This is a genomic window from Corallococcus sp. CA041A (assembly GCF_003612075.1).
Classification (GTDB): domain Bacteria; phylum Myxococcota; class Myxococcia; order Myxococcales; family Myxococcaceae; genus Corallococcus; species Corallococcus exiguus.
On the sequence record NZ_RAWF01000093.1, the window covers coordinates 1 to 13416 of the forward strand.

Consider the following 13416-nt stretch of genomic DNA (forward strand, 5'->3'; position numbering starts at 1 on the left):
CACCAACGCCACGCGGTTGTCACACGGCTACGCTAGGACTCGCCCCCACCTTAAGGGGCACGGTCCTTCCGGGCCGTGCCCCTCAAGGTGGGGGCGAGTCCTAGCGTAGCCGTGTGACAACCGCGTGGCGTTGGTGAAGATGGGGTTTCAGGGGGGCGAGGCGCCGGATTCATCCAGGGCGCCGTCGGCGCGGATGCGGCGGGAGCGCTCCTGGAGCTCACGCCAGTTGGCCTCGTACTGATCGCGGGCCGTCTTCCAGACATGCCCGCGCGCGTTGCGCAGGTTCTTGAGCAGCTCGCCGGAGTTCTTCAGTCCGCGCGTGATGAAGTCGAGCTCCTCGCGGGTGAGGAGCGAGTCCTCGGCCCGGCTGCGCTTGTGGGCGGCGACCCATCCGTCCATCTGCGCGCCCAGCTCCTTCAGCTCGGCTTCGCGCTGGCGGCTGTAGCCTTCGCGGAGCTCTGCCCACCGGGTGCTGGCGTGGTCCAGGTGCTCACGGAAGCGGCTGTGGGCCTTCTCCGCGCCGGCCTTGACGCGGTCCCAGTCGCGCTGGTCCGCGCGGCGGAGCGCCTGGATCTCGCGGTTGACGTCGTCGTTGAAGGCGCGGGCGCCGGTGAGGACATCAAGGGTGTCCTCACTGTCGGCCAGGTCCGCCTGGGCTTCGATTTCACGGAAGCGAGCGGTCGCCTCGCGCTGCTCGGCTTCCATCTTCTGGATGTATGCGTCCTGTTCCGTCATGGCGTCCTCCCAGCACGTTGAATGGAAGAACCATGGGAACGCCCGTGGGGAGGTGCAGGGCGGAGGGGAACGGGAGGCGGGGCGCTCAGTCGAGGAAGCGGCGCTGCCAGCGGCGCGTCATGGTGAAGAAGTGGGGATCTTCTGGCCCAGGCCCCTCGTACAGCCAGGGTTCGAGCACGCGCGCGAGCTCCCGGTAGGCGGGCAAAGTCTGGCCCTGCTCGGTGTCGCCGGCTTCTGGCCACGGGCCCAGCGTGACGACAGCCCGGTCTGGACCCAGTGCCTGCACGGTGGTGTCCGGCGAGTGCAGCCGGGAGCGCAGGCCTTCCACTCCACCCAGTTCATGGAGGACCGGTGGACCCAGGAAGTTCATCCAGGCCGGGGCGCGCACGCGGGTGCCCAGGTCCCGGGCCACGTCGTCCAGGCTGGGCACATCCATGGCTGGATGGCGGAAGCTCAAGGCCTTCACCTCTTCGCGGACGACAGATGCCAGAGGTTCGCCGTTGAATGTAAGGCCCGCCTGTCCTGAGCCGAAGGGCAGGACACCGGCAATCTCAATCGCCAGTGCTCGGAAGCGCTCGGGCCCCTGGGCTTCCAGGAACTCCGTGGGAAAGGTCAGTCGCAGTGCGCTGACAGCGTTCGGCCAGTAGAGGTCTTCGGGGCGGTCGAGCGCGTACCCCACGTAGTGGAAATTGTATCGGTGGCTTTCCGAGTAAGCGTCGGAGGTGGTGGCGGCGCCTATCAGGTGAAGACGGGAGCCATCCCCAGCGTGAAGCCAGTGCTGGATGAGCTGCCAACTCTTCGTGTCGAGCGTCTGCCATTGTCCGTCGAGATCTCCATAGTAGCCCAGGGCATCCTTCCCAATGGCCTCCCGATAGAGGTCGAGCGCCCGCTGTATCCGAGGCTTCAAGGCGTTGTGCGCGTGCGGCATGAAGAGACACAATTGGAGGCCGTCGTTCACGGCGAGGAAGTCCGGCTCGAAGGCACTCTTGATGTAGATCCGAACGCGAGGGATGCTTGTCATTCGAGGACTCCCCATCTGGGAATGACACGAAGGACCTGGCCAGGGGCTAGATTGAAGGCGTTCGGGTACCGGAGCATCACCTCCGACCGTGCATCCTCCGCGCATTTCTTCAGCACGGACTCCACTGCCTGTTTCGCCTCCGCGTCCAGGGCCAGCTTCGCCCCCGCCATCAGCGTGGCCACCTGCGCCGCGCGTGGGACGGGCATCACCGACTCCGGCCCGGTGCACAGCGCCGGCTGGGTCCGGCAGGTGTTCGACACCGAGTCCATGCCCTGCTGCGCATACGTGCGCGGACGTGGCCCCGCGCAACCGCCCAGCCCCACCGCCACGAACACCCACAGCCAATCCGTCCGGCGTCCCAGTCCCATGTCTCCATCCTGCCAGTCCCCGCGCCACAGGTAGGCCCCCTGGCGTGAGACAGCGACACCGCGCCTTTCCACCACACCTGTGCGAATCCACCTCGCCAGGGAGGGCCCATCGACGCATGAGACGTGAATCGATACCCTGCGACCCGTGACCGTCGCCGCCGCAGAGAAGAGTGAGAGGATCCGTCACCGCAAGATTGGCGCCTGCCGCGTACTCGGCGAGCTGGGCCGCGGCGGCATGGCGCTGGTGTATCGCGGCCTGCACGAGCTGCTTCAGCGCGAGGTCGCCATCAAGGAGCTGCTCCCTGAAGGCCAGCGCGACCAGGAGGCCCTGTCGCGCTTCCGCCGCGAGGCGCTGGCGCTCGCCGCCTTCCGCCACCAGAACATCGTCACGCTCTATGACCTGGTGGACAAGAACGACAGCCTCTTCATGGTCATGGAGTACGTGGACGGGCCCACCCTCCACGGCCTCATCAAGGACGGCCCGCTGCCCCCGGACGTCGCCGCCGTCATCGGCGCGCGCATCGCCAGCGCGCTCGACCACGCCCACTTCCGCCGCATCATCCACCGCGACCTCAAGCCCGCGAACGTCATGCTCACCAAGTCCGGTGAGGTGAAGCTCATGGACTTCGGCATCGCCAAGGACGTCAGCCTCGAAGCCCTCACCCAGCAGGGCATGGCCGTGGGCACGCCGTCGTACATGTCCCCGGAGCAGGTCACCGGCGCGCCCATCGACGCGAGGACCGACATCTTCTCCCTGGGCGTGCTCCTCTATGAGGCCCTCTCCGGCACCCGCCCCTTCGTGGGCAAGACGGCTGGAGAAGTGTTCGCCCGCATCCGCGACGGCAAGTTCACGCCGCTCCAGAAGGTGGCTCCGAACGTGCCGCCGCCGCTCGCGCGCATCGTGAAGCGCGCGCTGTCGGTGAAGCCGGAGGCCCGCTTCCCGGACGCCGCGGCCATGCGCCGCGAGCTGGACCTGTTCCTCGCCCACGAGGTGCGCGTGTCCCACCCCGCGCTGCTCGTGGCCTTCCTGCGCTACCGCGAGAAGCTCACGGAGACGGAGGCCCTGGCCCACCTCACCCAGCAGGAGCTGGGCGTGCTGGACGTCTTCGCCACGAAGAAGCCCAGGCGCGCGCCGAGCAAGCTCAAGTGGGTGCTGGCCGCGCTCACCGCCGGCATCGCGGCGGCGGGCACCGGCCTCTACCTGTCCCAGTCCCAGTGGGCGCCGCTCCTGGAGCAGCTCACCCGCTGAGAGGCCCCGCTCAGGCCTGCTGCTTCTTGTCGTGCGTGACGGTGACGATGGTCCCGATGCCGCCGCGCACGAAGAAGTCACCCACCACCGTGAGCTTGCGCGGCTGGATGGCCTTGATGATGTCGTCCGCGATGGTGTTGGTCACCTTCTCGTGGAAGGCGCCCTCGTTGCGGTAGGACCACATGTAGAGCTTCAGGCTCTTGAGCTCCACGCACAGCTGATCCGGCACGTACTTGATGGTGAAGCGCGCGAAGTCCGGCTGGCCCGTCAGCGGGCACAGGCAGGTGAACTCCGGCACGTCGAAGGCGATCTCGTAGTCGCGATCGGCGGCGGGGTTGGGGAAGGTCTGGATTTCTTTGGACGGCTTGGAGGACATGCGCTGTCGTGTAGCACACGTTCGGCGCGTGTCACCGCCCCGCACAACGTCGCCTCCCTGGCTGCCCGGCACCGGCTCTGTTCGGGTTCCAACGTGCCGCGACCCTCCAGGACAGGAGAACGTCCGGGGGCGGTTGGCGATCATGCTCGGGGATTCCTATCTCCCTCCGGCGACCCCTGTAGCGAGCGCGTCCCGCCCCTCATGCTGCCACCCAATGACGTCGAGGATGTCCTCTCGTGCCTGCCCCAAGCGCTCCTGCGCGTGGGTCCTGACTTGCGCGTCCAATGGTGCGAGGAGGGCTTCGCGGCCAAGACGGGCGTGACGCTCTCCCCGGGCGGCACCCTGCTGGAGGCCCTGGAGCCCGGCCGCAGCCTGGACGCCCTGGAGCGCGCCATCCGCGAGCACCGGGCCCACTCCGGCCATGTCATCACCCGCACGCTCCGGCAGGTGCGTGTGCAGGTGAAGCCCACCCACACGAACGGCACGGCCGGGGCGTGGTTGGTGATGGAGCCGTCCGGCGTGGACGACGAGGGCGCGTTTTCACAGGCCGTGCGGGAGATTGCCCGCGCAGTGGGTGAGTCGCTGGAGGTCGACCGCGTCTGCTCGGCCGCCGTGGTGTCGCTGGTGCGGTGCGCCCAGGTGCGGCGCGCGGAGGTGTTCCTCTACGAGGAGGACGACGCGACGCTCAAGCGCATGGCGGTGTCGGACCTGGAGGGCCTGGACGCGCCCCAGGACGCGTTCGACCCGTCCGAGGACCCCTACCGTCAGGCCCTGGCCCTGCGCCAGCCGCAGCTGGGCATCCAGCGAGGCTACGGCGACGCGGTGGGCTCCGTGTTCGCGGCGGTGCCTTTGTGCGCGCCGCGCCGCACGGTGGGGCTGCTGCTCATCTACAAGGAACAGGGCGCGTCCTTCTCCGTGCGTGAGCTGGAGATGTGGAGCGCGGCGGCCAGCCAGCTGGCGGTGGCGGTGGAGAACGCGCGTCTGTTGCGCGAAGCCCAGTCCGCCCTGCGCGTGCGCGAGGAGTTCATGTCCATCGCGTCGCACGAGCTGAAGACGCCGCTCACGCCGCTGAAGCTGGGCCTGTACTCCATGGAGCGCCGCATCGCCGCGGGGCAGCCGGTGGCGCTCTCGAGCGTGCTCAAGTCCAAGCGGCAGGTGGACCGGCTCGCGGGGCTGGTGGAGGACCTGCTGGACGCAAGCCGCCTGGAGCTGGGCCGGCTGGCGCTGGACTCGTCTCCGCTGGAAGTTGGGCAGCTGGTGGCGGAGGTGGTGGACCACTTCCGCCACGCCTTCGAGCGCCCCTTCACGGTGGACGTGCCGCACGACGGCGTCTGGGTTTTGGGCGATAGAGACAGGTTGGAGCAGGTGCTGGTGAACCTGCTGGAGAACGCGCACAAGTACAGTCCGGCGGGAGCGCCCATCGCGGTGCGGGTGGGGCGCACGGGCGAGTCCGCGCGCATCCAGGTGCAGGACCACGGCATCGGGATTCCGGGCGCGGATCAGGCGCTGGTGTTCCAGCGCTTCTACCGGGCGCGCAACGTGTCGCACCGCAACTTCGGCGGGCTGGGCCTGGGCCTGTTCATCAGCCACTCCATCGTGAAGATGCACGGCGGCGCGCTGGCGCTCCGCAGTCGCGAGGGCGAGGGCTCCACGTTCCTGCTGGACCTGCCGCGCATGCCCGCGCACGAGGTGCGCAGGCTGCCCCGGCGCGTGCTGGTGCTGGACGAGGACTCGAGCCAGGAGGCCACGGCGGAGCGCACCCTGCGGGCGGAGGGCTTCGAGGTCTTCACCGTGCAGAGCGGCGCGGAGGCCCTGCGCAAGGCGACGCACCTGCCGGTGGACCTCATCGTCCTGTCCACGAGCGCCACGCAGTCCCCGGTGGGCAGCTTCCTGGAGACCTTCGCCACGCTGCCCCGCGCGCGGCCGGTGCCCATCCTGCTGGCGGGGGATGCGCGGCCGTGGTGGGCGCAGGAGAACGCCGCGCTGTGTCCCCGGCCGTACCGTCCGGAGGAGCTGCTCGCGGGCGTGCGCACCGTGCTGACGCGCGAGAAGCGCCGGACGCTGACGCCGGTGGAGTCGGAGCTTCCGCTCGTCACGCCCGCGTGAGTCGGTCCTCGTGGAGGACGCGGTAGTCCGTGGGGCGCACTCCCGCCTGTTCCAGCGCCTCACGCGAACGGACGTCCACGAAGGTGGTCCGCTCCACCTCGCGCTGCGCGGCGTAGCGGGTGGCGACGAGTTCGGGCAGGTGGCCCGGGTGACACATCCACTCCGTGACGCCTTCGGTGGGCAGCGCCGCCAGGGCCTGGGCGAAGCGCTCCGGGGTCCAGTACGCCGTCGCACCGGACTCGCCCACGAAGTGGTCGTTCGTGGCCACGCCCCGGGCCCGCAGCGCACCGCGCATGTCCGCGTCGATGGAGCGCACCGGGAGGCCCGCGCGCCTCGCGACGCGTGACAGTCCCTCCAGGACTTGAGGATGCCGGTGCAGGTGCTTGTGCACGTCCAGGTGCGTGGCGGCCTGCCCCAGCAGCCGTTCAAGCCGCTCCAGTTGCGCGAGAGCCTCCGCCTCCACCACGTCCACGGGAAGCCCATCCACGCGGCTGCCGTCGAGGCCTCCATCCACGGTGCACCACTCACGCGGGAAGCCCGGGGTCACGGGCGCGCCCCGGTCCAGGTTCAGGTGCAACCCGATGGCGAGTCCCCGGGCCTGCCTCGCGGCGGACTCGGAGTCCGGCGCGTTCACCAGCAGGGTGGCGGAGGAGACGACGCCCTCGCGCAGTGCCTGGAGGATGCCCCGGGTGATGCCCGGGTCGTAGCCCAGGTCATCGGCGTTGATGATGAGTGCGCGGGGCGGCGTGGCCTGGCCTCCTTCAGGGGCGGGGCCGTGCCAGGAAGAAGCGCCACATCTGCAGGGACGCGTCCAGGTCCGGCGTGCCGCCATTGTAGAGGGGCTGTCCGGGCCATGCATGCTTGCCGCCGGTGACGGTGCACAGGCTCGCGGTGGCGCTCTCCGGCTTGCAGCCCGTATACGCCACGCAGGTGCTGTTGCCCTGCTGATACGTCTGCTGCTGGGGCCCGGTACAGCCGTTGAACTCCGCGAAGCGGCGCACGGACTCCGGGGCGGACGGGTAGGGCTTGCCGCCGAGGACGTTGCTGCCTCCGTCGTAGAAGATGGTCTCGTCGGCGCTGCCGTGGAAGTGGAGCACGGGGACGGGACGCGACGGGCGACAGTCCGTCACGCCCTCCATGCCCGACACGGGCGCGATGGCGGCGATGCGCTGGGCGCGCTCACAGGCCAGCCGGTAGGAGAAGAAACCCCCGTTGGAGAAGCCGTTGGCGAAGACGCGGCGCGGGTCGGTGCACACGCGGGTGTCCAGGTCCGCGAGCAGCGCGTCCACGAAGCCCACGTCGTCCACGTTGGCAAGCTGCGCCGGGCCACAGCACGCCTCGCCGTTCCAGCCCCGCGTGTCGGGTTCGCCCCGGCCGTAGATCTCCGGGAAGTTGAGGCCGCGCGGGTATACGGCGATGAAGCCCTCCGCGTCGGCCAGGGTGGAGAACCCGGTCAGCGCCTCCTGCTCCTGCTCGGTGGAGCCGAAGCCGTGGAAGCTGAGGACGACGGGCGTGGGCTTCGTGGCGTCGTAGCCAGTGGGGACGTGGACGCGGAAGGCGCGGGTGTGGCCGCCGTGCTCGACCGTCCAGTCGTAGGTGCCGGGCGTCACGGTGAGGCCCGAGCAGGCCGTGCGGTCCGCGGGGGGCACGTCCCCTGCCGAGGTGTCCGGATTCTCCGTTTCGTCGTCGGGCGGAGTGTCGGAGTCGTCCGTGGAGCCGCACGCCGTGGCGGTCAGCAGCAGGCTGGACGCGGCGAGGGCGAGGAGGCGAAGGCGCATGGGGAGGAAGCTAGTTCCCCGTGCCGCACTCCGCCGCGAGCGCCTGCGCCCGGTCCGGGAACTTTTCCGCCAGCGTACGTTTCACCTCGGCCACCCGGGCGGTGTCGCCTTCGTGGACGTGCAGTTGGCAACGCGCGGTGAGGGCGCGGGGATCGTCCGGGGCCAGACGCTCGGCCTCCCGGTATTCGCGCTCGGCGCCGCGCAGGTCGCCCTGCCGGAAGAGGACGGCCCCCAGGTAGGAATGGGCCACCGCGAGCGTGGGGGCCTTGCGCTGCGCGCGCTTGAGCAGTGCGACGGCGTCGTCCAGCTTCTCCTGGCGGAAGCGCACGAAGCCCAGCTCCGCAAGGGACGCGGCGTCGTCGTGCTGGCGCGTCCAGGCGGACAGCACGGTGGCGGCCTCGTCCAGCCGGCCTCCTTGCGACAGGAGCTGGCCGTAGCGGGGAGCGACCTTCGCGGAGCCCGGCGCCTGCGCGTACGCCTTCGCGAGCGCGGTCAACGCCCCCGGCACATCACCCTGGAGGGCCCGCAGGTCGGCCAGGGCCAGCGGTGCGCGGACGTCCTTGGGGGCCAGGGCGGTGGCCTCGTCGATGGCACGTTCCGCGCGCTTGCCCATGCGCAGCTCGGTGGCGGCGCGCGCGGCGAGCAGGTGCGCCTCCGCCTCCTTCGGGAAGCGAGTGGTATAGGCCTCCGCCAGCGCCAGGGCCTGCGGGTGGGCGCCCGCGTTGAGCAGCAGCGTGCCCGCGCGAGCCAGCTCCTCGGCCGTGGCGCGCACGTCCTTGCCCAGCCCGTCCAGCGCGGACACCTTCGCCTCCGCCGTGGTCGCGGCTTCGGCGGCGGCGATCCGCGCGGGGGGCGGCATGTCCGGGCGCCGCAGGTACCACGTGGCCCCCGCGCCCAGTCCGCCCAGCACGAGCACGCCCCCGACGATGGCCAGGGCCTTGCGCGACCGGGGAGCGCCACGCGAAGCCGGAGCGCGAGCGCCCGCCGGAGCTTCGCCGCGCCCCTTGCTACCGGACGCCGGGGCCTGGAGTTCGCCAGAGGCCACTCCGTGCGTGGCGCCCTCCGCCGGGTAGCCCGAGGTCGCGACGGGGATCTCCGCCGTCACGGGCCGGGTCGAACCGCGAATCGACACGGTGTGGGTGCCCAGGGGCGGAAGGGGACGCGAGGCCGTCGGAGCGGAGACCGGCGGAGGCACGGGCCAGGACGGGATGCCCTGCACGCCGAACGGTGGGAGCACGTCCATGCCGGGGGTTCCATCCGCGCCTGAATTGGATGGATCCGCGAGCCTCGCGTTGCGCAGCGCCAGCCGCTTGGGGTCCCGGTCCGGCGGAAACAACGTGTCCAGGTACGCGGCCACCTGCGCCGGCGCGGCGACCTCCGCGTGCCCGCCCAGCATCTCGATGGCGGCGATGAACGTCTGCAGGCTGTCGAAGCGCGCCTCCGGGTCCTTCGCGAGCGCCTTGAGGCACACGGCCTCCAGCGCCTGCGGCACGGACGGGTCGAACGTGGTGGGCGGCTTCGGCCTTCCTTCGGAGATGCGCGTGAGCACCTCGTCGGTGGACATGCCGGTGAAGGGCCGCCGGCCGCACAGCTGCTCGTAGAGCATCACCCCCGCGGCGAACAGGTCCGCGCGGTGGTCCACGCTGCGGCCGGCGATCATCTCCGGCGACATGTAGAAGAACTTCCCCTTCAGCGTCCCGGGCTCCGTCCCCGCCCCCAGCGCGTCCGCCTTCGCGATGCCGAAGTCGATGACCTTCACCGCGCCGTTCGCCCCGACGTGGATGTTGTCCGGCGTGAAGTCGCGGTGGACGATGCGCAGCGGCCGGCCCGCCTCGTCCACGGCGCGGTGCGCGGCGTCCAGCCCCCGGCACGCATCCACCAGCACGCGCAGGGTGATGCCCAACGGAACGCGCTGGCCTCGCTCGGCGGCCTCCTGCCGCACCTCCGCGAACGAGCGCCCCTCCAACAGCTCCATGGCGATGAAGGGCTCCCCGCCCTCCATGCCCAGCTCCAGGATGGACACCACGTTGGGGTGGCGGACCTGCGCGGTGATGCGCGCCTCGTTGAGGAACATCTGCACGATGCGCCGGTCCGCGACCAGGTGCGGCATCAGCCGCTTCACCGCCACGGCCGGGCCGCGCTGGCCCTCCAGGCTGATGGCGCGCGCCAGATACACCTCCGCCATGCCGCCTGTCGCGATGCGCGCGCTCAAGCGGTAGCGGCCTGCCCATGAAACGCCGGGTTCCGACACCAAGATATCGGCAGTCTACGGGCCCGAGCCCCCGGCGCCCAACGCCATGACGCGCTGCCTGCCTGCCTGGCCCCGGCCAGCCCGGACATGCCCACCGTATTGGACCGGCCGGGACGACGGGTGTGGGTGCAGGGATGTGTGGAGCCGATGACGGAGGACCGGCCGGGAGTGCTAACGTCCCCCGCTTCAAGCGTGACCCCTAAGGGGAGGGGGCCGCCTTCACGAACCTCGCGTACCGTCGCGGATGCAGGGAGGGATGTTGGGCACCGTCCTCAAGGGTGGTTTTGTCGTCGAGCTGGAACCTGCGTCCGTAGAGCGGGTGGACCTGCGCATCGAGGGTGAGCGCATCGTGGCGCGAGGCGAGGACCTCGCGCCCGGCCCCGACGACGAGGTGGTCGCGCTGTCCGGCAAGCTCGTCTTCCCGGGGCTCGTCAACGCCCACCACCGGCTGGCGACGGTGCTGTCGCGCGGCCTCAACCGTCCGACGCCCACGTCCTACCAGGCCCTGCTGGAGCAGGTGCGCTGGCCCTTCGAGAACGCGCTGGACCTGGACGCGGTGCAGGTGGCCGCCACGGCGGGTGGCCTGGAGTCCATCCAGTGCGGCACCACCACCCTGTTTGATTTGCACGCCTCGCCCAAGGCGGTGACGGGCTCGCTGCTGCGTTCGGCGCGCGGCCTCCATGAGGTGGGCGTGCGCGGCGTGCTGTCCTACGCGGTGACGGACCGCATGGGCGCGGTGGGCCGCGAAGAGGGGCTGGAAGAGACGGTCAGCTTCGCGCGCAAGGCCCGGGGCCGCTTCCGCGGGCAGGTGGGCGCGGGCCCCTGCTTCACGCTGGGCGACGACGCGCTCCAGGGCCTGGGCGAGGCGCTCAACACCACCGGCACCGGGCTGCACTTCCCGCTCGCGGAGGATCCGCTGGACGAGCGGCTGTCCACCGAGCGTCACGGCAACCCGCCGGTGACGCGGCTGCTCACCAGCAACCTGCTGTCGCCCCGCGCCATGGCGGCGCACGTGGGCCACCTGGCGTGGGCGGACCTGGCGCAGGTGCTGGCCACGGGGACGTGGTTCCTGCACACGCCGCGCTCCAACCAGGGCCAGGAGGTGGGCTACGCACCCGCGCTGAAGTTCGGGGCGCGCGCGTCGCTGGGGACGGACGGCACGTCTCCGGACCTGTTCGCGGAGGCGCAGGCGGCGTACCTGCGCTCGCGTGAGGCGGGGCAGCCCATCGACGTGCTGCGCTACCTGGCCAACGGCCACCGGCTGGCGTCGCAGGTGTTCGAGGCGGCCATCGGCCCCATGCGCGAGGGCGCGCTCGCGGACCTGCTGGTGCTGGACTACCTGTCGCCCACGCCGCTGACCGCGGAGACGCTGGCGTGGCACGTGGTGCACGGACTGGGCAGCCGCCACGTGGAGGCGGTGATGGTGGACGGCGTGTGGCGCGTGTGGGCGCGCAGGCCGCTGTCGGTGAACCCCACGGTGGTGGCCGAGCAGTCGCGCGAGGCCGCCGCCGCCGTGTGGGCCCGCATGTCCTCGTCGTAGAGCCTGGGGGCGCCCGGGGGCTCGGGGACTTGTCGCGGTGTCCGGGGCCCGTTAAGTCCCGGGCATGCTCAACTCCCTGCTCGTCGTCGGATGGCTCAGCGCAGCGATTCCCCAGGTGGGTGAAACCGCCCCGGACTTCACGGTGAAGGACACCGCGGGGGCGACGCACACGCTGTCGGAGATGGTGAAGAAGGGGCCCGTCATCGTGGCCTTCTTCCCCAGGGCGTTCACCGGCGGCTGCACGAAGGAGCTGACCGCGTACCGCGACCGCTACAAGGACATCGAGCAGGCGCAGGGCCAGGTGCTGGCCTTCTCCACGGACGACGCGGAGACGTTGACGCGCTTCAAGACGGAGCTGAAGGCGCCCTTCCTGTTCATCCCGGATCCGGACGGCAAGGTGGTGGGCGCGTACGACGTGAAGATGCCGCTGGTGACGGTGTCCAAGCGCTACACGTTCGTCGTGGGCGATGACCGCAAGGTGCTCAAGGTGAGCGAGGGCCAGGACGCCATCGACGTTTCGGGCGCCATTGCCGCGTGTCCCCTGCGCAAGGGCGGCGCCGCGAAGCCCGCGGCGGCCCCAGCGGGAACCACGCCGCCCACCCAGGCCGCGCCCGCGACGAAGTAGCCAGAGGCGCTCTGGCTTTCGGGGCAGGGGCACGGTCCACTCGCGGACGTCCTCCTGGTACGCGTGGGCCGGACGCCGGCCGTGCCGTTGAGGAGTTCACGCGGCACGAGGCCTGCTGGCTTGTTCGCCCCAGGCGCGGAGCGATAGCCCTGGGGCATGCCGCGCGCGGGGCGTCCTCCGTCCGCCGGGCTGGGGGCGTGAGGAGGCCCGAGTGGATGGACATCGTCTTCCTGGGACCCGTGTGCCGGGCCACCGCCGAGGCACAGGCGGCCACGGCCCCGAGGCAGCTCGCGCAGGCGCTCCGGCGTCGCGGACACGCGGTCCTCTTCCTGGAGCGCACGGCGCCCGGTGCAAGCGGGGAGGAGGACTCCGCCGTCGCGCCGTACGTGGACCTGGCGGACCTCCACGCGCGCTTCCATTCGCAGGTGCGCCGTGCGGACCTGGTGCTGGTGGACGCGGACGTGCCGCAGGTCGCGGACGTGAGCCGCTGGACCGCGAACACGGCGCGGGGGCTCACCGTCTTCTGGGACCGGGACACGCCCCGGACGCTGGCGCGGCACGCCCTGCGAGAGGACCCCGCCTGCATGACGCCGGACCTCTTCACGGGCTACCGGCTCTATCTCTGCTCCAGTGGGGGCCCGGTACCGCGTCAGCTGGAGCGCGAGTGGGGCGTGGCCCGCGCGCGCGTGTTCCTGCCGGGAGTGGACGCGGAGCACTTCGCGCCCGGAAGCGGACGGACGCGCTGGGACCTGGGGTACGCGGGGCCGTCGTCGCCAGAGCGGCGGGGGCTCTTGAAGCAATGGCTGCTGGGCGCCGCGCGCGGTTGGTCCGAAGGGCGCTTCGTCCTCGCGGGCACGCTGTCGGCGGTGGATGACGCCTGGCCCGCCAACGTGGTGAGGCACGCGGCCCCGTCCCTCCAGGAGCACGCGGGTTTCATCGGTGCGCAGCGCTTCACGCTGATCCTCTCCCAGGCCGAGCACACGCCAGGAACGAACCTGTTCGAGGCCGCGGCCTGTGGAGCGGCGCTCATCTGCGACCCGTGGCCAGGGCTGGAGGACGTCTTCTCGCTGGGCGAGGAGGTGATGGTCGCCCGCACGGAGCAGGACGTGCTGCGCTACCTGCTCGCGATGCCGGAAGCGGATCGGCGCCAGCTGGGCATGCGAGCCCGGGCCAGGGTCCTGGCCGAACACACCGTGGCCCACCGGGCGCTGCAACTGGAGCAATACGCGAGCGAGGCGGAGCGAGGAGCCGCGTGGATGGCCCCGGTCCGCTCGCTGAACTGAGCCTCATGGGCCCCGGAAGACGGACGTGCCGCCCTGCCGGCGGCGCAGCGCACAAACCTGTCCGACAGTCGGACAAGTTCTGGA

Annotated in this window: 12 protein-coding genes; 5 read left to right on the forward strand and 7 right to left on the reverse strand. The window is 71.1% G+C overall.

Annotated elements, in window-relative coordinates; all coding sequences use genetic code 11:
- Positions 1–147: 147 nt before the first annotated feature.
- The 3 genes from D7V77_RS18330 to D7V77_RS18340 all read right to left on the reverse strand — a co-directional run bounded on the left by D7V77_RS18330 (position 148) and on the right by D7V77_RS18340 (position 2124).
- The gene (locus tag D7V77_RS18330; RefSeq protein WP_120577581.1) at positions 148–735 is read right to left on the reverse strand and encodes a hypothetical protein; all 588 of its coding nucleotides are present in this window, start codon (positions 733–735) and stop codon (positions 148–150) included.
- An 85-nt stretch (positions 736–820) separates the two neighbouring features.
- A complete protein-coding gene (locus D7V77_RS18335) occupies positions 821–1693 on the reverse strand; it encodes a DUF3396 domain-containing protein (protein ID WP_233597084.1) in 873 nt (290 codons plus the stop codon).
- Between the two features lie 59 nt (positions 1694–1752).
- Positions 1753–2124: a hypothetical protein gene (locus D7V77_RS18340; protein WP_120577582.1), complete on the reverse strand. Its 372-nt coding sequence runs from the start codon at positions 2122–2124 to the stop codon at positions 1753–1755.
- A 145-nt stretch (positions 2125–2269) separates the two neighbouring features.
- On the opposite strand from D7V77_RS18340, the gene D7V77_RS18345 reads away from it, so the two are divergent.
- Positions 2270–3373, forward strand: coding sequence for a serine/threonine-protein kinase (locus tag D7V77_RS18345; RefSeq protein WP_120577583.1), 1104 nt, complete (start codon positions 2270–2272; stop codon positions 3371–3373).
- A gap of 10 nt (positions 3374–3383) precedes the next feature.
- Here the strand turns inward: D7V77_RS18345 and queF are convergent, their stop codons facing one another.
- A complete protein-coding gene (gene queF / locus D7V77_RS18350) occupies positions 3384–3749 on the reverse strand; it encodes a preQ(1) synthase (protein ID WP_120577584.1) in 366 nt (121 codons plus the stop codon).
- A gap of 201 nt (positions 3750–3950) precedes the next feature.
- On the opposite strand from queF, the gene D7V77_RS18355 reads away from it, so the two are divergent.
- Positions 3951–5855, forward strand: a complete 1905-nt coding sequence (locus D7V77_RS18355) for an ATP-binding protein (RefSeq protein ID WP_120577585.1) — start codon at positions 3951–3953, stop codon at positions 5853–5855.
- Here D7V77_RS18355 and D7V77_RS18360 read toward each other — a convergent pair.
- From D7V77_RS18360 to D7V77_RS18370, 3 genes are read right to left on the reverse strand one after another with little or no spacing between them, the layout of a single operon-like run.
- The gene (locus D7V77_RS18360) at positions 5842–6687 is read right to left on the reverse strand and encodes a carbohydrate deacetylase (RefSeq protein ID WP_233597085.1); all 846 of its coding nucleotides are present in this window, start codon (positions 6685–6687) and stop codon (positions 5842–5844) included. The two genes, D7V77_RS18355 and D7V77_RS18360, sit on opposite strands and share 14 nt — an antisense overlap.
- Positions 6617–7633, reverse strand: coding sequence for a PHB depolymerase family esterase (locus D7V77_RS18365; RefSeq protein ID WP_120577586.1), 1017 nt, complete (start codon positions 7631–7633; stop codon positions 6617–6619). Before D7V77_RS18365 ends, D7V77_RS18360 begins: the two co-directional genes overlap by 71 nt.
- Positions 7634–7643: 10 nt before the next feature.
- A complete protein-coding gene (locus tag D7V77_RS18370; protein ID WP_120577587.1) occupies positions 7644–9845 on the reverse strand; it encodes a serine/threonine-protein kinase in 2202 nt (733 codons plus the stop codon).
- 298 nt (positions 9846–10143) lie between these two features.
- Between D7V77_RS18370 and D7V77_RS18375 the strand changes: the two genes are divergently transcribed.
- The 3 genes from D7V77_RS18375 to D7V77_RS18385 all read left to right on the forward strand — a co-directional run bounded on the left by D7V77_RS18375 (position 10144) and on the right by D7V77_RS18385 (position 13332).
- Entirely contained in the window at positions 10144–11424 is a 1281-nt protein-coding gene (locus D7V77_RS18375) for an amidohydrolase family protein (RefSeq protein ID WP_120577605.1), read from the forward strand.
- A gap of 64 nt (positions 11425–11488) precedes the next feature.
- A complete protein-coding gene (locus D7V77_RS18380; protein ID WP_120577588.1) occupies positions 11489–12049 on the forward strand; it encodes a peroxiredoxin in 561 nt (186 codons plus the stop codon).
- A 215-nt stretch (positions 12050–12264) separates the two neighbouring features.
- A complete protein-coding gene (locus tag D7V77_RS18385; protein ID WP_120577589.1) occupies positions 12265–13332 on the forward strand; it encodes a glycosyltransferase in 1068 nt (355 codons plus the stop codon).
- Positions 13333–13416 lie beyond the last annotated feature (84 nt).

Coding starts and splice junctions, on each gene's coding strand:
- D7V77_RS18330 (WP_120577581.1), bottom strand. CDS start 735: ATGACGGAACAGGACGCATACATCCAGAAGATGGAAGCCGAGCAGCGC.
- D7V77_RS18340 (WP_120577582.1), bottom strand. CDS start 2,124: ATGGGACTGGGACGCCGGACGGATTGGCTGTGGGTGTTCGTGGCGGTG.
- queF (WP_120577584.1), bottom strand. CDS start 3,749: ATGTCCTCCAAGCCGTCCAAAGAAATCCAGACCTTCCCCAACCCCGCC.
- D7V77_RS18355 (WP_120577585.1), top strand. CDS start 3,951: ATGCTGCCACCCAATGACGTCGAGGATGTCCTCTCGTGCCTGCCCCAA.
- D7V77_RS18360 (WP_233597085.1), bottom strand. CDS start 6,687: ATGGCGGCACGCCGGACCTGGACGCGTCCCTGCAGATGTGGCGCTTCT.
- D7V77_RS18365 (WP_120577586.1), bottom strand. CDS start 7,633: ATGCGCCTTCGCCTCCTCGCCCTCGCCGCGTCCAGCCTGCTGCTGACC.
- D7V77_RS18380 (WP_120577588.1), top strand. CDS start 11,489: ATGCTCAACTCCCTGCTCGTCGTCGGATGGCTCAGCGCAGCGATTCCC.
- D7V77_RS18385 (WP_120577589.1), top strand. CDS start 12,265: ATGGACATCGTCTTCCTGGGACCCGTGTGCCGGGCCACCGCCGAGGCA.